We start from the raw sequence: 18,058 nt of genomic DNA on the forward strand, positions 1-18,058 counted from the left end.
GGTGGGAGAGACAGATGCCTGCAGTGCAGGAGACGATCGATCAGGTTCGGTCGATTGACGTCGATCAGTACAAGTACGGCTTCGAAACCGAAGTCGAAATGGAGAAGTCGCCGAAAGGCCTCTCCGAGGATGTGATCCGCTTCATCTCGGCCAAGAAGGGCGAGCCCGAGTGGATGCTCCAATGGCGCCTCGACGCCTACAAGCGTTGGCTCACCATGAAGGAGCCCAACTGGGCGCGCGTGTCGTACGACAAGATCGACTACAACGACATTTACTATTACGCCGCTCCGAAGATGAACCCGGCGCCGAAGTCCCTCGACGAGGTGGATCCTGAGATTCTCAAGACCTACGAGAAGCTCGGCATTCCGCTGCGCGAGCAGGAAATCCTGGCTGGCGTCGAGCCGCAGAACCGGGTTGCCGTGGATGCTGTGTTCGATTCCGTGTCGGTGGCCACCACCTTCAAGGAAGAGCTGAAGAAGGCCGGCGTGATCTTCATGCCGATCTCGGAGGCGATCCGGGAATATCCGGATCTCGTGAAGCAGTATCTCGGCTCGGTCGTGCCGGTGACGGACAACTTCTTCGCGACGCTGAATTCCGCTGTCTTCACCGACGGTTCGTTCGTCTACATTCCGCCGGGCGTCCGCTGCCCGATGGAGCTTTCGACCTACTTCCGCATCAACGAGAAGAACACCGGCCAGTTCGAGCGCACGCTCATCATCGCGGACAAAGGCTCCTACGTCTCGTATCTCGAGGGCTGCACGGCCCCCAAGCGCGACGAGAACCAGCTTCACGCCGCCGTGGTCGAGCTCATCGCCCTCGACGATGCCGAGATCAAGTATTCGACGGTGCAGAACTGGTATCCGGGCGACGCCGAGGGCCGGGGCGGCATCTACAACTTCGTGACGAAGCGCGGCGATTGCCGTGGCAAGAACTCGGTCATCACCTGGACCCAGGTCGAGACCGGTTCGGCCATCACGTGGAAGTACCCGTCCTGCATCCTGCGCGGCGACAACTCGCGGGGCGAGTTCTACTCGATCGCGGTGTCGAACGGTATGCAGCAGGTCGATTCCGGCACCAAGATGATCCATCTGGGCAAGAACACCACGAGCCGGATCATCTCGAAGGGCATCGCAGCGGGCAAGTCCGAGAACACCTATCGCGGTCTTGTCTCGGCTCACCGCAAGGCGACCGGCGCGCGCAACTTCACGAACTGCGACTCGCTGCTGATCGGCAACCAGTGCGGCGCGCATACGGTGCCTTACATCGAGTCGAAGAACGCCACCGCCGTGTTCGAGCACGAGGCGACGACATCGAAGATCTCCGAAGATCAGATGTTCTACTGCCAGCAGCGCGGCCTTTCGGAAGAAGAGGCGACGGCGCTCATCGTGAACGGCTTCGTGAAGGACGTTCTGCAGCAGCTCCCCATGGAGTTCGCCGTGGAAGCCCAGAAGCTCATCTCGATCTCGCTGGAAGGCTCGGTCGGTTAAGGAAAAAGCGTCATCCCGGCCAAGCGAAGCGCGAGCCGGGATCGCGAAAACCAGTTCAATTCGGATAACGATCCCGGATCGGCTTTTGAGCCGTCCGGGATGACGTGGATGGAATTCTGCAATGCTCGAAATCAAGAACCTTGTTGTCCAGATCGAGGACAAGCGCATTCTCAATGGCCTCAACCTCACCGTGAACAAGGGCGAGGTCGCCGCCATCATGGGCCCGAACGGCTCGGGCAAGTCGACGCTCTCCTATGTGATCGCCGGCAAGGAAGACTATGAAGTTCTCGACGGCGAGATCCTGCTCGACGGCCAGAACCTGCTGGAGATGGAAGCCGATCAGCGCGCGGCTGCGGGCGTGTTTCTCGCCTTCCAGTATCCGCTGGAAATTCCCGGCGTCGGCTCGATGACCTTCCTGAAGGCCGCCATGAACGCCCAGCGCAAGGCGCGCGGCGAGGACGAGCTGACGACCCCTGAGTTCATCAAGCAGGTCAATGCGGCTGCTGCGCAGCTCGAAATCCCGAAGGACATGCTCAAGCGCGCGCTGAACGTCGGCTTCTCCGGCGGTGAGAAGAAGCGCATGGAGATCCTGCAAATGGCGCTGCTCCAGCCGTCCTTCTGCATCCTGGACGAGACGGATTCCGGCCTCGACATCGACGCGCTGCGCATCGTCTCCGAGGGCGTGAACGCGCTCCGTTCGCCGGATCGCGCCTTCCTCGTGATCACGCACTATCAGCGCCTGCTGAACCACATCGTGCCCGACACCGTGCACGTGATGCATGGCGGCCGCATCGTGCGTTCGGGTGGCAAGGAGCTGGCTCTCGAGCTCGAAGCCAATGGTTATGCCGATTACCGTGAAAGCGAGGCCGCTTAAGCCATGGCCGATGTGACTCTCATGAAGACACCGGCGGAAACCGCGCTGGTGCAGGCGTTCGAGAACGCCAGGACGATGCTTCCGGGCAACGCGGAATCGCGTGCGCAGGCCTTCGAGCAGTTCAATGCGCGCGGCCTTCCGCACCGTCGTGTGGAAGAGTTCAAGTACACGGATCTTCGCGCTCTCCTGCGTGAGGTTGCGCCTTTCGCGGGCGTGCCGACGGCAGAGGAAGCAAAGGCCGCGCTCGGCGGCTCCAAGGCGTTCGCCAATGTCGCCGCGCTCCAGGTGCCGTTCGTAAACGGCCACTTCGTGCGCGAAGCCGTGGACTTCGCCAATCTGCCGGAAGGCATCGAGATCGTGCCGCTGCGCGAGGCTCTAGCCAGTGGCCATGAGTGGCTTGCGAAGCTCAGCCCGGTTCCGTGGGCAAGCGACAACCCGGTCTATCAGCTCAACACGTCCTTCATGGCCGATGGGGTGATGATCCGCGTTGCGGGCTCCGTCGAGACGCCGGTTCACCTGCGTTTCGTCACCGCTGCCGGCTCGGCGGTCGCCACGGCCACCCGCGTTCTTGTGGTGGTGGAGAATGACGCTTCCGTAACGCTCCTCGAGTCCCACGAGAGTGGCGATGGCGCGAACCACCAGCCGAACGACGTCGTGGAGATGATCGCTGGCGACCGCACGAACGTGCAGCATGTTCGTTTGAACGCCGAAGGGGACAAGGCTCTTGCCCTGTCGACGCTGGCTGCGAAGATCGGTGCGGAAGCAAACTTCAACAGCATCAACGTCGTGGCGGGCTCCGCCACCTCGCGCCATCAGGTCTATGCCATTCTCAATGGCGAGAACACGAACCTGCGGGTCAACGGCGCGACGATGCTGAAGGGCACGCAGCACAGCGATTCCACGCTGGTGGTCGAGCACAATGCTCTCCACTGCGAGAGCCGCGAGCTGTTCAAGACGGTCATCGACAACGAGGCCACCGGCGTCTTCCAGGGCAAGATCATCGTTCCTCATCATGCCCAGAAGACCGACGGCCGCATGATGTCGGCGGCGCTCCTCCTGGAGGAGGGCGGCTCGATGAACAACAAGCCGGAACTTGAAATCTTCGCTGACGACGTGCAGTGCGCCCACGGCGCCACCTGCGGTCAGCTCGACGAGGATCTCCTGTTCTACCTCATGGCCCGCGGCCTTCCGAAGAAGGAAGCCGAGAGCCTGCTGGTCCAGGCCTTCCTCGGGGAGTCCATCGAGTTCGTGGAGAACGAGGATGCCCGCGAGGCTCTCGTTGCCACGGTCGAGGGCTGGCTGAAGGCCCGTTCGTAACGTTCAAACTGTCATGGCCGGGCTCGTCCCGGCCGTGACGTTTCAAATTCACTGCTCTCATGCTGAGAAGCCTTCTTCTCAATGGCGAGGACAGAAGCAGGTAAGGCAATGAATGCTCCTGTAAGGCCCTACGACGTCGAAGCGATCCGGGCGCAGTTCCCGATCCTGAGCCAGCAGGTCTACGGCAAGCCGCTGGTCTATCTCGACAACGCCGCGTCGGCCCAGAAGCCGAAGGCGGTGATCGACGCCATGGTGAACGCCATGGAGACGGGCTACGCGAACGTGCATCGCGGCCTGCACTACATGGCCAATGTGGCGACCGAAGGCTTCGAGCGGGCGCGTGAGACGGCTCGCGAGTTCATCAATGCAGGCTCCATCGAAGAGATCGTCTTCACGAAATCGGCCACGGAAGCCTACAACCTCGTAGCGGATTCCTTCGGGCGCATGAATATCGGGGAGGGGGACGAGATCATCCTCTCCATCATGGAGCACCATTCCAACATCGTGCCCTGGCACTTCCTGCGCGAGCGGAAAGGCGCGGTGATCAAGTGGGCGCCGGTGGACGACGAGGGCAACTTCCTCGTGGAGGAGTTCGAGAAGCTCTTCTCGCCGCGTACGAAGATCGTCGCCATGACGCACATGTCCAATGTGCTCGGCACCGTGACGCCGATGAAGGAGATCATCCGCATCGCCCATGCTCACGGCGTGCCAGTGCTGGTGGACGGAGCGCAGGGTGCGGTGCACCTCGATGTGGACGTGCGCGATCTCGATGCGGATTTCTACGTGTTCACCGGACACAAGGTCTATGGGCCGACCGGTATCGGGGTTCTCTACGGCAAGCGCGAGCTTCTCGAGAAAATGCCGCCTTACCAGGGCGGCGGCGAGATGATCCACGAGGTCCGCGAGGACGCCATCACCTACAACGATCCGCCGCATCGTTTCGAGGCCGGCACGCCCGCGATCCTGGAAGCCATCGGCCTTGATGCGGCGTTGCGCTTCATGATGAGTATCGGCCGCGAGAACATCCGCGCTCATGAGGAGACCCTGTCGGCTTATGCCCATGAGCGCCTGCGGGCCATGAACTCCATCCGCATCATTGGCCAGGCTAGGGGCAAGGGCGCGATCATCGCCTTCGAGATGAAGAACGCCCATGCCCATGACGTGGCCACCATCATCGACCGTCAGGGCGTGGCAGTCCGGGCAGGCACCCATTGCGCCATGCCCCTCTTGAACCGCTTCGGAGCAACCTCCACCTGCCGTGCATCATTCGGCCTCTACAACACGATGGAAGAAGTCGATAAGCTGGCGGACGCCTTGCAGAAGGCGGAAGCCCTGTTTGCCTGAAGGATAGACCTGTGAACGATCAATCTCCCATCCAAGACGCGCCCAATGCGCCGCAGGTATCGCCCGGCTCAGGGATCCCGCCGGAAGAGCTGGACCGTATGACCGACGATATCATCGGGGCCCTCAAGACCGTCTACGACCCGGAAATCCCGGTCGACATCTATGAGCTTGGCCTGATCTACCGCGTCGATATCGATGACAACCGCAATGTGGCCATCGACATGACCCTGACCGCTCCGGGCTGCCCTGTCGCCGGTGAGATGCCGGGTTGGGTCGAGGATGCAGTCGGCGCCGTGCCCGGCGTCCAGAGCGTCAAGGCAAGCATCGTGTTCGATCCGCCATGGGACCAGAGCCGCATGTCCGACGAAGCGCGTGTCGCGCTCGACATGTGGTAAGGCTCCCATCTTATCGAAAAGATCTCTCAATGGCCGGGCTTGTTCCGGCCATTGGCATTTCTGAAGCATGGCGGATGCGCGGCAGAAATCATTCCGCACCAAGTCGGCGCAGGCTCCCCGGACATGCTTCGCTGCGGATTGACCTCATTGCGCTGTATCGCTCGCCGGCTGACTCAATGGCCGCTCAATCTTAAGCCCATCGCCTGAGCGATCAGCTTCGGCATTCGGCTCTAGCACGCCTGTCGTCTCTCCGGCCGCAAGCACCTCGCCCATCTCAGCTGCTGGTTCTACCGATTCAATTACGGGTCCGCGCACGGCCTCCGGTACGTCAGCAATCATGGCTCTGGCAATTTCCTGCTCGGCCATCACCACCTTGGTGGCGCCGAACTTTTCCACGTGCTCTTCCTGGGCGGCGGAGTGAACTCGCACGATGATCGGCAGGTCCGGGTTCTGTTTGCGCCCCTGCTCGACGATCTGGCCGCTCTCGAAGGCATCTGGAATGGCCACAAGAAGGCAGCGCGCCTCCTTGAGATTCGCTGCCGTCGCAATCTCCGGATCGGCGGCGTTGCCGATCAGAACGGCGGCGTCCTCGCTCGAGAGGTCGGCAACCTGAGTCTTGTTGGCCTCGATCACCAGGAAGGGCGTGCCGGTGGAGGCGAGTTTCTGGGTAATGAACTTACCCACGCGGCCATGCCCCACGAGTACGACATGGTCCTTCAGCGTCGTCACCGGCAGAGGCTCCCGCACAATGGAAGGGGGCGGCTCGGGCATCTCGACAACAGCAGCCTCGGCCTCCGGCAATTTCTCCATCTTGGCTGCCTCGCGCTTTGCGAACCAGCGGTCGAGCAGGGTGAACAGAAACGGGTTGACCATGATGGAGAGAATGGCGCCTGCGAGGATCAGGTCGCGACCCTCGTCCGGAAGGATCTTCAACGCGACGCCGAGGCCGGCCAGGATGAAGGAGAACTCGCCGATCTGCGCCAGGCTGGCGGCGATGGTCAGCGCAGTCGTGTCAGGATGACGGAAGAGGCGGACGATCCCGTAGGCCGCCACGGACTTGCCGACGACGATGATCAGGAAGGTGGCGAGCACCGGCCCGAAATCGTTCACCAGGATCATCGGATCGAACAGCATGCCGACCGAGACGAAGAACAGGACCGCGAAGGCATCACGCAAGGGAAGTGTTTCTGACGCCGCCTGATGGCTCAGCTCGGATTCGCTGAGCACCATGCCCGCGAAGAAGGCGCCAAGCGCAAAGGACACGCCGAACAGTTCGGCCGCGGCAAAGGCCGTGCCCAGCGAAATGGCAAGGACCGAGAGGCGGAACAGCTCTCGCGAGCCTGTATGGGCGACGTAATGCAGAATCCACGGAATGACGCGACGGCCGACGACCAGCATGATCGCCAGGAAGGCAACGACCTTGCCGAGGGTGAGGCCCAGCGAGAGCACGATGCTTTCCATATCCGCCGTGGCGCTTGCGGTCGCATTGGCGAAGGCCGGCAGAAGCACCAGGGTCAGCACCATGGCGAGGTCTTCGACGATCAGCCAGCCGACGGCGATATGGCCGCGCTCCGTCTCGACAAGCCTGCGCTCCTGAAGGGCGCGCAGAAGCACGACCGTACTCGCCACCGAAAGCGCAAGGCCGAACACGATGCCAGCTGCGAGCGTCCAGCCCATCAGCCAGGCGAGGCCTAAACCGAGCAGTGTGGCGCTGGCGATCTGCACCACGGCGCCAGGAACGGCGATGGCTTTGACCGACAGAAGATCCTTCAGGGAAAAGTGAAGGCCCACCCCGAACATCAGCAGGATTACGCCGATTTCCGCGAGCTGGTTGGCTATGCCCTGATCGGCCACATAGCCAGGAGTGAATGGGCCGACGAGAACGCCTGCAAGGAGATAGCCGACGAGGGGCGAGACGCGGAGGCGTTGTGCAGCCGCACCGAAAACAAATGCCAGAACCAGGCCGACGACAATGGTCGAGATCAGCGGCATGTGATGCGGCATCTGTTCTCCTTAAGATGGGTAAGCTGTCCTCTGGAAGGTTCTCCCGATATGAGGCAGCTGAGCCATAGGCACAACCCCGAGATGGCCTCGACGTTTGCGTTTTCATCTCTTATCTATGACTTGATCACACTCGTTCTGCCCGGGCCTTGAACCCGGCTGCCAGGAGAGAAGGCCAATGGCTCTACCCGGTTTCAAGGTCGTGACCTTGACCGACGCGGCGGCAAACCGCGTCAAGGACATCATCGCAAAGGCCGACAAGCCCATCGTCGGCGTCCGCGTGGGCGTGAAGAACGGCGGCTGCGCCGGCATGTCCTACACCATGGAATACGCGGAAAACGTCAATCCCCTCGACGAGGTCGTGGAGGATAAGGGCGTGACCGTGCTCATCGATCCGAAGGCCGTGCTGTTCCTGCTCGGCACGGAAATGGACTTCCAGACGACGAAGATGTCGTCCCAGTTCGTGTTCAACAATCCGAACCAGACCTCGGCCTGCGGCTGCGGCGAATCCGTCGCGATTACGCCCGCCACGCCTCCTGCGCTCCACACCGCTGGCTGACGCCGATGGATGCCGAGGCCATACGCGAAATCCTTTCGACGTTCGGTCCGGTTCAGATCCGGCGCATGTTCGGCGGGCAGGGGATCTATCGGGATGGCCTGATGTTCGCCCTCGAAGCTTCTGGGGAGCTCTATCTCAAGGCCGATCGGGAGAGTGAGGGCAGGTTTCGCGAGCTCGGCTCACGGCCCTTCGCCTATGCGGCGAAGGATGGCAGAACCACGGTCATGAGCTATTGGCTGATGCCAGAGTCGGCGCTGGACGATCCTGATGAAGCCGCTGAACTGGCCCGCATGGCATTTCATGCGGCGCTGCGGGCAAAAGCCGCCAAGCTCCAGAAGACGAAAAAGCCTTCACCTGCCCGTAAGGCTCGGAAATCCGTTTCCGAGCCTGCGCTTTGATCATCTGAAGAAAATACTCTGACCCTTCGGAAAGCGAGCGAAATCGCTCTTCTGGTAGGGCTCACACGGCTTGACGGCGGGGCCTTTAGGACTTCTTGACCGGGACCGGCCGCATCAGGAAGGCCGGCACGTGGTCGCCGAGCCCTTTGACGGGAGTATCGTCATCGTCGCGGCGCGAAGGACGGTTCTGGTTCCCCTTGGAGGGCGAGCGCTCGCGTTGCGCGGAACGGGGCTTGCGGGCCTCCTGCTCCGGCTGAGGCGCCGGGGCTGCCTGGACAGGTGCCACTTCCTCGCGTGCCTCTTCGCTCTTTGAGCGCTGTCGGTCACCCGAACGTACCTTGACCTTGCGGCTGCGGGAGGACCGTTCCTCGCCCCGCCCGCCGCGTCCGCTGCGTCCGCGAGAGGATGAGCCTTCCGAGGGCGGAAGCTCGGCGAGGGTAGGGCCTTCCCACTCGACCGGGGTTTCGATCAGCTTCTCGATGGCGGCCAGCGACTTCTCGTCACCAGGGCCCACGAGCGTGAAGGAGTGACCGATGCGGCCTGCGCGGCCCGTGCGGCCGATGCGGTGGACGTAATCCTCCGCATGGTGCGGTATGTCGTAATTGAACACGTGGCTGACCGACGGGATGTCGAGCCCGCGGGCTGCGACATCGCTCGCCACCAGGATGGGCATCTCGCCGCTGCGGAAGCTGTCGAGAGCTGCCATGCGCGCGTGCTGATCCATGTCGCCATGAAGGGCAACGGCTGCAAAGCCATGCTTCTGCAGGGAGCGATGCAGCACCGCCACGTCGCGCTTCCGGTTGCAGAATACGACCGCGTTCTTCAGGTCTGTAGCGTTGCGGATCAAGCCGCGCAGCGTCTCGCGCTTCTCATAATCCTGGCGGCCCGTCGCCACGAGGCGCTGGGTGATCGTAGCCGCTGTCGAGGCGGCGCGGGCGACTTCCACTTTCACTGGATTGTGAAGGAAAGCATCGGCGAGACGTTGGATCTCCGGCGGCATGGTGGCGGAGAAGAACAGCGTCTGGCGCGTGAACGGCACCAGTTTCACGATGCGCTCGATGTCCGGGATGAACCCCATGTCGAGCATGCGGTCTGCCTCGTCGATCACGAGGAGTTCCACGCCGGTAAGGAGCAGCTTGCCGCGCTCGAAGTGATCGAGCAGGCGGCCGGGGGTGGCAATCAGCACGTCCACCCCGCGGGTGATCTTGGCATCCTGGTCGCCGAAGGACACGCCACCGATCAGGAGGGCCACGGAGAGCTTGTGGTTGATGCCGTACTTGTCGAAGTTGTCCTGGACCTGGGCCGCCAGTTCGCGGGTCGGTTCGAGGATCAGCGTGCGAGGCATGCGTGCCCGGGCACGGCCATGCTCAAGCAGGGTAAGCATGGGTAGCGTGAAGGCGGCCGTCTTGCCGGTGCCGGTCTGGGCAATGCCGAGAACGTCCTTGCGGGCAAGCACATGGGGAATGGCTTGGGCCTGGATCGGTGTCGGCTCCGTATAACCGGAAGCGGCGACGGCCTGCTGTACTTTATCGCTAAGTCCGAGTTCGGCGAAGGACATGAATCTCTATAACCGTTAGGGCAGGGTGCGCTTTAAAGTGTTGGCCGCGCTCTACGGCAACTAACAGGCGCGAGACTGGTTTCACCTGAGGCTCTTGCTCAAGTTAAGGTGTGGCGGGACCATAGGACAAGCTATCAGCTTGTCAATACAAGCAAACTTGTGAGGGAAAGAGGATTATGGCCGAAACGCTGGTTCTGGTTCCGGGTCTTGCCTGCACGGCGCGTCTGTTCGAGGCGCAGATCGATGCCTTGTCCAGCAGCAGGAACATTGTCGTTGCCGACCACACCAAGGATGATTCGATCTCCGGAATCGCGGCCCGCCTCCTGAAGAATGCGCCGGAGCGGTTTTCCCTCGCCGGGCTCTCCATGGGCGGATACGTGGCCCTTGAAGTCATGCGCCAGGCTCCCGAGCGCGTTCAGCGGCTGGCTCTTCTCGATACGAGCGCCCGCCCCGACACGTCGGAGGCAAGCCAGGATCGAGAGCGCCTGATCGCTATTGCGCAGGCAGGCCGCTTCGAGGACGTCTTCCCGATGGCCTGGGCCCGCCTCGTGCATCCTGATCGCCAGTCCGACAAGGCGCTGCAGGAGGTGGTTTTCGGCATGATGCGGGAAACCGGGCCAGAGGCTTACGCCCGGCAGCAGCGTGCCATCATGGGGCGCGCCGATTCCCGGCCGCTGCTCCCTGGCATCGAAATTCCGACTTTGGTTCTCGTTGGCGAGGGCGATGTCATCACGCCTCCGGAGATCGCTCGGGAAATGGCGGAGATGATCGAGTGGGCCTCCCTGGTGGTGATTCCCGAGTCTGGGCACACATCCACTCTGGAGCAGCCAGAACGGGTAGCCCATGCCCTCAAGCTGTGGCTCGAAGAGGGCTGATCCAGCTACCGGAGAGACATTCCCTTTCGGCATGGTCAATGAATTGTTACCGGCTCCAGCCAGCCGATCCCAGGTTCGGCTGACGGTGTGTGATCAAGAAAAAATCAGTAAAATCAATAAACTAATTGTTGGGCGGGTGCTTTGCGTTTTCCGTGGCGTCTATCGTCGACCTACTTTCTGTCGCCCCCGTCCTGGTTGTCAGCCGGCCCAGACCAGCTTCGCTTGTTAAGTGTTGCGCGAAAGTGACAGACGTTCCGAGAGGGCTTCGCTACAAGCCGGGCATAGCCTTCTTTTTGAATGGATAAACAAATGAAAAAAGTTCTCCTCGCTTCGGTCGCTCTTCTGGGCCTCACCGCTGCTGCTTCGGCTGCTGACCTTCCGTCGCGCCGCGCTCCCGCTCCGATCGTTGCCGCTGTTCCGGTCTTCACCTGGACGGGCTTCTACGTCGGTGTGAACGCTGGTGGCGCCTTCAGCGCTGGCGATGACGACATCGTGTTCGACGGCGGCACCATCACCGGCGACAGCGACGACGACGCCAGCTTCATCGGCGGCGCCCAGGCTGGCTTCAACTACCAGATGGGTTCGTTCGTGGTCGGCGTTGAAGGCGATCTGCAGTGGGCCGATTTCGGCAGCACCACCTACGACCTCGGCGCTGACGGCCTCTACACCGTCGATTCCGAGGATTGGTTCGGCACGGCTCGCGTTCGCGCCGGTGTGGCCTTCGACCGCGCTCTCATCTACGCAACCGGCGGCTTCGCCTTCACCGACAACCGCAACGGCTGGGTCGTCGGCGGTGGTCTCGAGTACGCTTTCACCAACAACCTCTCGGCTAAGATCGAAGGTCTGTACGTGAACCTCGAAGACGAAGACTTCTCGGTTGCCGGCACGACCTACAGCACCGGCGAGACCGACTTCGGTGTGATCCGCGCTGGTCTGAACTTCCGCTTCGGCACCTACTAAGATCCATCGCTTCGGCGATAGAAGAAGGCCCGGGTTCTCCCGGGCCTTTTTTCGTTTGAGCGAGCGGACATTCGGTTCCTCGCAAAAGCTGCCTGTGCTTCGTCGGTTCCGGTGCAATCCTTGTTGTTCACATGCTGCGCCCTGGCGAAGCCCTGAAAAACAGCATCGAGGAAGGCAGCAGGTATGATCCGTTTGGAGCGAGAGACGGCAACACGGGTAAGCAGAGCAACGTCTCCATTGCCGAACCCGATTCCTACCGCGAGCTTGCTCGCGTCCGGATCGCGAATCTGAAGATCGTTTTCTACGGTGGATGCCGGGGCAGGGATCTGGCGCAAGCCAACAGGCATGAGGCCATACCCAAGGCTCGGTGCATAAACATCCGCCTATCAGGAAGACGACGCTGAAATGAAAAGCGCGACTTCATGATGTCCCTATAAGGCAATAAAAAACCGGGGCTCTTTCGAGCCCCGGCTAAGGGAGGCTGCAACATTTGCAGCCGGGAGGAAACTTCGTCCGATTAGACGGAGTAGTACATCTGGAACTCGACTGGATGCGGGGTCATCTCGAAGCGGGCGACCTCTGTCATCTTCAGCTCGATATAGCTGTCGATGAAGTCGTCGCTGAAGACGCCGCCGGCCTTGAGGAACGCGCGGTCCTTGTCGAGGCTGGCAAGAGCCTCGCGGAGCGAGCCGCAGACCGTCGGGATCTTCTTCAGCTCGCGCGGCGGAAGATCGTAGAGGTCCTTGTCCATCGCCTGGCCAGGGTCGACCTTGTTGAGGATGCCGTCGAGGCCCGCCATCATGATCGCCGTGAAAGCGAGATAGGGGTTGGCGGTCGGATCGGGGAAGCGGATCTCGACGCGCTTGGCCTTCGGCGACGTCGTCCACGGAATGCGGCAGGAAGCCGAGCGGTTACGGGCCGAGTAGGCCAGCAGAACCGGAGCCTCGTAGCCCGGGACAAGACGCTTGTAGGAGTTCGTCGAAGGGTTGGTGAAGGCGTTCAGAGCCTTGGCATGCTTGATGATGCCGCCGATGTACCACAGGCATTCCTGGGACAGGTCGGCATACTTGTTGCCGGCGAAGAGAGGCTTGCCGTCCTTCCAGAGGGACTGGTGCACGTGCATGCCCGAGCCGTTGTCGCCATAAACCGGCTTCGGCATGAAGGTGGCCGTCTTGCCATAGGACTGGGCGACATTGTGGATGCAGTACTTGTAGATCTGCATCTCGTCGGCGGTGCGCACCAGCGTGTTGAACTTCGTGCCGAGTTCGTGCTGAGCGGAAGCGACCTCGTGATGGTGCTTTTCAACCGTCACGCCCATGGCCTTCATGGCGGCGAGCATTTCGCTGCGCATGTCCTGAGCGGCATCCAGCGGGGGAACCGGGAAGTAGCCGCCCTTCATCGGGATGCGGTGGCCGAGATTGCCGCCCTCGTAAGCCGTATCGCCGTTGATCGGCAGCTCCGCGGAGTCGAGCTTGAAGCCCGTGTTGTACGGGTCAGCCGAGAAGCGGACGTCGTCGAACACGAAGAACTCGGCCTCGGGGCCCACATAGACTGTGTCGGCGATGCCGGTGGACTTCAGGTAGGCCTCGGCCTTCTTGGCGATGCTGCGCGGATCGCGGTTGTAGGGCTCGCCGGTGGCGGGCTCGAGGATGTCGCAGTTGATCGACAGGGTGGAGGCAGAGAAGAACGGATCCATCTGGGCCGTCGTCGGGTCAGGCATGAGGGTCATGTCGGACTCGTTGATGGCCTTCCAGCCGGCGATGGACGAACCGTCGAACATGATGCCGTCGGCGAGGAGGTCCTCATCGACCATCGACACGTCGAAGGTCACGTGCTGCCACTTGCCGCGCGGATCCGTGAAACGGAAGTCGACGTATTTCACGTCGTTATCTTTGATCGCCTTGAGCACATCCTTGGCGGTCTGCATGGTGCTTAGTCCTCTTCTGCCCTTGATTGTCCTCGGCCCTGTCGGCCTTGGCTTGTGATGACGAGGTTAGATCGCGTCGGATCCGGTCTCGCCTGTACGGATGCGGACGGCCTCTTCGACCGTCGACACGAAAATCTTTCCGTCGCCGATGCGGCCTGTCTGGGCCGCCTTGCGGATGGCTTCGATGGCGCTCTCGACGAGGTCGTCGTTCAGGACGATCTCGAGTTTCACCTTGGGCAGAAAGTCGACGACGTATTCTGCGCCGCGGTACAGCTCGGTATGGCCCTTCTGACGGCCGAAGCCCTTGGCCTCAATGACGGTGATCCCCTGGAGGCCGACCTCCTGGAGAGCTTCTTTGACTTCATCGAGCTTGAAAGGCTTGATGATGGCTTCAATCTTCTTCATCGAATAACCGTTTCCGTTCGAGACTTGCCGCTTTTAGCACCAGCTCAGGGGTGCCTTCCATGGCCTCTACGATTCAAACCGGGCAGAATTGCACCTCTGGAGAGCACTTGCTGCTCAAAGTTTGTGCATGTGCGGATTTGCGCGGCAAAGGTGCTCTGAGGGATCATTTTGAGGCCTTGGATGCACCCTGAACTCATCCTTCGACCCCAACAAATGAAGCAAGCCGATGGTTTGACCGTCGCTTCAGGGATTCCTGGCATCGAGCTCATGCGCCGTGCAGGGCGAGCGGTTGCTGAAGCTGCCGCGAAAATGCTCATGAAAGAGGCGCATGTGGTCATCGCCGCCGGGCCGGGGCAGAACGGCGGCGATGGGTTCGTCGTGGCGGCGCTTCTCGCCGGGCAGGGCTATCGGATTTCTCTTGGCTTGCTGGGCCGCGTCGAGCAGCTCTCGGGCGATGCGGTTCTGGCCGCCAGGGATTGGAAGGGGCCGGTCGTGCCCATCGACAGCCTTGCCTTCGATGAGGCGGACCTGATCGTCGATGCCCTGTTCGGCACCGGCCTCGCAAGGGATCTGGAGGGCGTCGCCCGCATCGCCGTCGAGCGGATGAACGCCTCTGGCAAGCCGATTCTCGCCGTGGATCTGTCGTCGGGAATCGACGGCGATACAGGGCAGGTCAGAGGTGTTGCGGTGAAGGCCAACCGCACAATCACTTTCGCCGCGCGCAAGCCTTGCCACCTGCTCATGCCGGGACGAGCCTATTGCGGGGATGTCGAGATCGCGGATATCGGCATCGCCCGGGAAACGCTTGAGGCAACTAGCGGGAGGCTGTTTGCCAACACGCCTTCCTTATGGCTCGACAAGTTGCCTAGGCCGGAGCTCTCGTCCCACAAATACGATCGTGGCCACACCCTTGTGCTTTCAGGCGGCGCGACCCGGACCGGCGCTGCCCGGCTTGCGGCGCGGGCTGCCTTACGGACCGGGTCTGGGCTCGTCACCGTGGCGTCTCCGCCGGAGGCTCTCGGCGTGAATGCGGCTCATCTGACCGCCATCATGCTGCGCGGCTGCGACGGGCCGGAGGGGCTCCATCATATTCTGCAGGATGAGCGGCTGAACTCTCTCGTGCTGGGGCCCGCTCTCGGTGTTCACTCAGGCACCCGGGCCATGGTGGCCGTAGCGGCTCATGCCCGCCGCAGCCTCGTGCTCGATGCGGATGCGCTGACATCTTTCGAGGGGCTGGCCACGGAGGTCCATCAAGCCTTCCGGCATGCGCCGACTGTGTTGACGCCCCACGATGGCGAGTTCATGCGATTGTTCAAGGGGCACCCGGATATCATTGATCCTGAATCGAAAATTGAACGCGCGCATCGCGCCGCTGCCTATACCGGTGCGGTGCTGGTGCTGAAGGGGCCGGATACGGTGATTGCGGCACCGGACGGACGGGCCGCCATCAATGCGAACGGAACGCCTTATCTCGGCACTGCCGGATCCGGCGATACGCTGTGCGGCATCATTGCGGGCCTTATGGCTCAAGGCCTGCCCGCCTTTGAGGCAGCCTGCGCCGGGGTGTGGATCCATGGGGAGGCTGGCGCCAGTTTCGGCCCGGGATTGATCGCGGAGGATCTGGCCGAGTTGATCCCGGGTGTCCTGCGCAAGCTCCTCACGTAACCTCGATCCAGCTCCAGAGGTCCGCATCGAACCTCTCCGCAACCGTCGAGGCGAGAAGCCATTTGCCCGGGTTGTCGGCGACGAAGGCAATCCGGACCGTCTTGTTCTCGGCTACCTGTAACGTGTCGAGCCAATAGGGCTCCCAGCCGTCGTCGAGGGCATGGAGCAGGCGGAAGGAGTGGCCGTGCAGATGCATGGGCTGGACGAAGGTGGTCTCGTTCTTCAACGTCAGCACAACAGGCGTTCCGCGCTTGACCTTGACGAGCGGCGTCGAGACATCGCCTGCAGCGCCGTTGATTCCCCAGGGAGATTTCGTTCCCGGATCGCCCTTGATCGTCACATCCTTGCGGGTGGCGTTTTGAAGCCGGATGATTTCGGGCAGTTTAGGGTTGGGTGGCAGCGGAGTGATGTCAGGCAGAGGTTCTCGCCTGTCGCCCTCCGTCATGATCTCTACGAGAGGAAAGCCGTTGCCGATCATGGCCATCACCGTGCCCGTCTGGCCACCCTCCGGAGGTAAGTCGACCAATAGATCATAGCGGTTGCCGGGCGCGAAGGGCAGGGTGGCCTTCAACGGCTCGAAAGTAGCGGAAGGCTGCCCGTCGACAGTGATCACATAAGCCTTCAACCCATCGAAGCGCAGGCGCATGATCCGGGCATTGCAGGCATTAGCGAGACGCAGGCGGAGGCGGCCGCCCGGGCGGGCTTTGATCGGCTGCGGCGTGGCCTTTCCGTTGATGGTCAGAAAACTGCCCAGACGCCCGGCGGGGGTAGGCTGGGAAAGAACGAGGCTGCCGTCATCGGCGAGCGCCCAATCGTCGATGAGGAGAGCGATGTCCTGATCGACCTGAGGCGGGCTGGCCTCCTCGACGATTAGCATGCGCGTCAACCCACGTTCCGTTGGCTCGGCACTTCCGCCCAGGACGCAGGGGCGGATCAGGAAGGTGCCGGGGTCGGGTGGGGTGAACCGGTATTCGTGATCCTTTCCGGGAAGGACCGGCTCCTGTGTCAAACCACCGGCGCCGTCCATGGCATTGGGGGCGCGAACGCCATGACAATGCAGGGAAAGCGGAAGGGAGGTTTCGTTCTTCAGGATGAAGGCAAGCTCCTGCCCATGCTTAATGCGCGTGGCCTCGTCAAGCGCCCCATTGAAAGCCCAAACCTCGGCATCCCTCGCCGCGTCGGGCTGGAGACGTTGAGGAGTGGGGCGAGCCGCAAGATGCCCTTTGCCGGAGCCCGTCGGGGATTCCGGAGAGGCTTGCGTGCTCTGGGCCGCGGCCCGTCCAGCCAAGCCGATCAGGGTGGTTGCAATGCCTGCGGTGGCTGCGCGGCGGGTGATCATAAGGTCTTGGTCCTGATGTATTGGGGAATCTGGATCGTCCGAAGCCGCCGTTCCAGGTGGTCTATTGGTCTTTGCAGAGGCGGCTACTTTTCTCTCTCTTCCGGCTCTGTGATCACGCTGATCTCGCCGTCCGCCTCCAGGCAGGCGGACCGGACCAGTGAAAGTTCGGTGATGCCTTGCTTTCGCAGAACGGCCATGAGTTCCTCTTCCGTCACCAGCTCCCGCCTCATGTTTCGCCGGACCATGCGGCCGCGATCGATGAGAATCGTCTGGCGATCCCGCAACAAATTGCGGAGGAAAGGTACACGATATTCAATCACGTCGAACACATAAGCCCAGCCCAGGACCAATCCGATCATCAGCAGGATATCGCTCACGGAGGTCGAGCCGCCCACGATGGCATTGGTCGCCAGGCTGCCGACAACGATCAGGGTGAGCATGTCGTTGGGTGAGATATGCCCTGCATTGCGCTTTGGAATGACACGCACGAGGATGATGAGCGCCACATAAGCCACGCTTCCCCTGAGAACGATCTCCCAGAGCGGTTTCGTAAGCCCGAACGTGTCGGTCAAGCTTGTCTCCATTCGATGCCGGTAGCCGCTTCGAAGGTTCCCGGGGCAGGGACCCCGGCGGGGATGGAGCCGGAGGCCGCTCCCGGCGATGCCAATGCGGCTGGCGGCCTAAGGGTTTAACGACCAACGGCCAAGTTTGGTTGCCGGAGTGCTCCACACGAACTTTTTTGATGCATGCTGCGCCAAGCATGCTATAGAGCCGCGTCCCGGAAGAGGGGCGCGTATATCGTGCTGCTCCCAGGCGGGCGTGGCGGAACTGGTAGACGCACTGGATTTAGGTTCCAGCGACGCAAGTCGTGGGGGTTCGACTCCCTCCGCCCGCACCAATCGTCAGGATTGGGTCCGGAGGCTCCTGGCAAACTGGTTGACGGCACTTTCGCCG

16 protein-coding genes and 1 tRNA gene are annotated in these 18,058 nt (G+C 61.9%); 11 read left to right on the forward strand and 6 right to left on the reverse strand.

Annotated features, from left to right (window positions below):
- The first annotated feature begins 14 nt into the window (after positions 1-14).
- From sufB to BLP10_RS11305, 5 genes are all read left to right on the forward strand, one after another.
- Positions 15-1,487: a Fe-S cluster assembly protein SufB gene (sufB, locus tag BLP10_RS11285; protein WP_091134453.1), complete on the forward strand. Its 1,473-nt coding sequence runs from the start codon at positions 15-17 to the stop codon at positions 1,485-1,487.
- A 121-nt stretch (positions 1,488-1,608) separates the two neighbouring features.
- Positions 1,609-2,361, forward strand: coding sequence for a Fe-S cluster assembly ATPase SufC (gene sufC / locus BLP10_RS11290; protein ID WP_091134455.1), 753 nt, complete (start codon positions 1,609-1,611; stop codon positions 2,359-2,361).
- Positions 2,362-2,364: 3 nt separating this feature from the next.
- A complete protein-coding gene (sufD, locus tag BLP10_RS11295; RefSeq protein WP_091134457.1) occupies positions 2,365-3,678 on the forward strand; it encodes a Fe-S cluster assembly protein SufD in 1,314 nt (437 codons plus the stop codon).
- A 108-nt stretch (positions 3,679-3,786) separates the two neighbouring features.
- The gene (locus tag BLP10_RS11300) at positions 3,787-5,022 is read left to right on the forward strand and encodes a cysteine desulfurase (protein ID WP_091134459.1); all 1,236 of its coding nucleotides are present in this window, start codon (positions 3,787-3,789) and stop codon (positions 5,020-5,022) included.
- A gap of 98 nt (positions 5,023-5,120) precedes the next feature.
- Positions 5,121-5,417: an SUF system Fe-S cluster assembly protein gene (locus BLP10_RS11305; protein WP_091135037.1), complete on the forward strand. Its 297-nt coding sequence runs from the start codon at positions 5,121-5,123 to the stop codon at positions 5,415-5,417.
- A 144-nt stretch (positions 5,418-5,561) separates the two neighbouring features.
- Here BLP10_RS11305 and ybaL read toward each other — a convergent pair whose 3' ends face one another.
- Positions 5,562-7,421, reverse strand: coding sequence for a YbaL family putative K(+) efflux transporter (gene ybaL / locus BLP10_RS11310; protein ID WP_091134461.1), 1,860 nt, complete (start codon positions 7,419-7,421; stop codon positions 5,562-5,564).
- A 175-nt stretch (positions 7,422-7,596) separates the two neighbouring features.
- On the opposite strand from ybaL, the gene sufA reads away from it, so the two are divergent.
- Together sufA and BLP10_RS11320 are read left to right on the forward strand one after the other, a co-directional pair.
- Positions 7,597-7,977, forward strand: coding sequence for a Fe-S cluster assembly scaffold SufA (sufA, locus tag BLP10_RS11315; RefSeq protein ID WP_091134463.1), 381 nt, complete (start codon positions 7,597-7,599; stop codon positions 7,975-7,977).
- A 5-nt stretch (positions 7,978-7,982) separates the two neighbouring features.
- Complete coding sequence (locus BLP10_RS11320; protein WP_091134464.1) at positions 7,983-8,375, forward strand: TfoX/Sxy family protein; 393 nt, start codon at positions 7,983-7,985, stop codon at positions 8,373-8,375.
- Between the two features lie 85 nt (positions 8,376-8,460).
- Here the strand turns inward: BLP10_RS11320 and BLP10_RS11325 are convergent, their stop codons facing one another.
- Complete coding sequence (locus BLP10_RS11325) at positions 8,461-9,933, reverse strand: DEAD/DEAH box helicase (protein WP_091134465.1); 1,473 nt, start codon at positions 9,931-9,933, stop codon at positions 8,461-8,463.
- Positions 9,934-10,109: 176 nt separating this feature from the next.
- Between BLP10_RS11325 and BLP10_RS11330 the strand changes: the two genes are divergently transcribed.
- A complete protein-coding gene (locus BLP10_RS11330) occupies positions 10,110-10,808 on the forward strand; it encodes an alpha/beta fold hydrolase (protein WP_091134467.1) in 699 nt (232 codons plus the stop codon).
- Between the two features lie 309 nt (positions 10,809-11,117).
- Positions 11,118-11,768, forward strand: a complete 651-nt coding sequence (locus tag BLP10_RS11335; RefSeq protein WP_091134468.1) for an outer membrane protein — start codon at positions 11,118-11,120, stop codon at positions 11,766-11,768.
- A gap of 517 nt (positions 11,769-12,285) precedes the next feature.
- Here the strand turns inward: BLP10_RS11335 and glnA are convergent.
- Together glnA and BLP10_RS11350 are read right to left on the reverse strand one after the other, a co-directional pair.
- Positions 12,286-13,695 (reverse strand): type I glutamate--ammonia ligase, encoded by a 1,410-nt coding sequence (gene glnA, locus BLP10_RS11345; RefSeq protein WP_091134472.1) that lies wholly within the window; start codon positions 13,693-13,695, stop codon positions 12,286-12,288.
- Positions 13,696-13,761: 66 nt separating this feature from the next.
- Entirely contained in the window at positions 13,762-14,100 is a 339-nt protein-coding gene (locus tag BLP10_RS11350; RefSeq protein WP_091134474.1) for a P-II family nitrogen regulator, read from the reverse strand.
- Between the two features lie 180 nt (positions 14,101-14,280).
- On the opposite strand from BLP10_RS11350, the gene BLP10_RS11355 reads away from it, so the two are divergent.
- The gene (locus BLP10_RS11355; protein ID WP_091134476.1) at positions 14,281-15,765 is read left to right on the forward strand and encodes an NAD(P)H-hydrate dehydratase; all 1,485 of its coding nucleotides are present in this window, start codon (positions 14,281-14,283) and stop codon (positions 15,763-15,765) included.
- Here the strand turns inward: BLP10_RS11355 and BLP10_RS11360 are convergent.
- Both BLP10_RS11360 and BLP10_RS11365 read right to left on the reverse strand, forming a co-directional pair.
- Positions 15,758-17,104, reverse strand: a complete 1,347-nt coding sequence (locus BLP10_RS11360; protein ID WP_091134478.1) for a multicopper oxidase family protein — start codon at positions 17,102-17,104, stop codon at positions 15,758-15,760. The genes BLP10_RS11355 and BLP10_RS11360 overlap by 8 nt on opposite strands.
- An 83-nt stretch (positions 17,105-17,187) precedes the next feature.
- A complete protein-coding gene (locus tag BLP10_RS11365; RefSeq protein WP_091135039.1) occupies positions 17,188-17,676 on the reverse strand; it encodes a DUF421 domain-containing protein in 489 nt (162 codons plus the stop codon).
- A 241-nt stretch (positions 17,677-17,917) separates the two neighbouring features.
- On the opposite strand from BLP10_RS11365, the gene BLP10_RS11370 reads away from it, so the two are divergent.
- A tRNA-Leu gene (locus BLP10_RS11370) sits at positions 17,918-18,002 on the forward strand.
- Positions 18,003-18,058: the final 56 nt, after the last annotated feature.

The sequence above is a fragment of the Microvirga guangxiensis genome, from assembly GCF_900102135.1.
Lineage (GTDB): Bacteria > Pseudomonadota > Alphaproteobacteria > Rhizobiales > Beijerinckiaceae > Microvirga > Microvirga guangxiensis.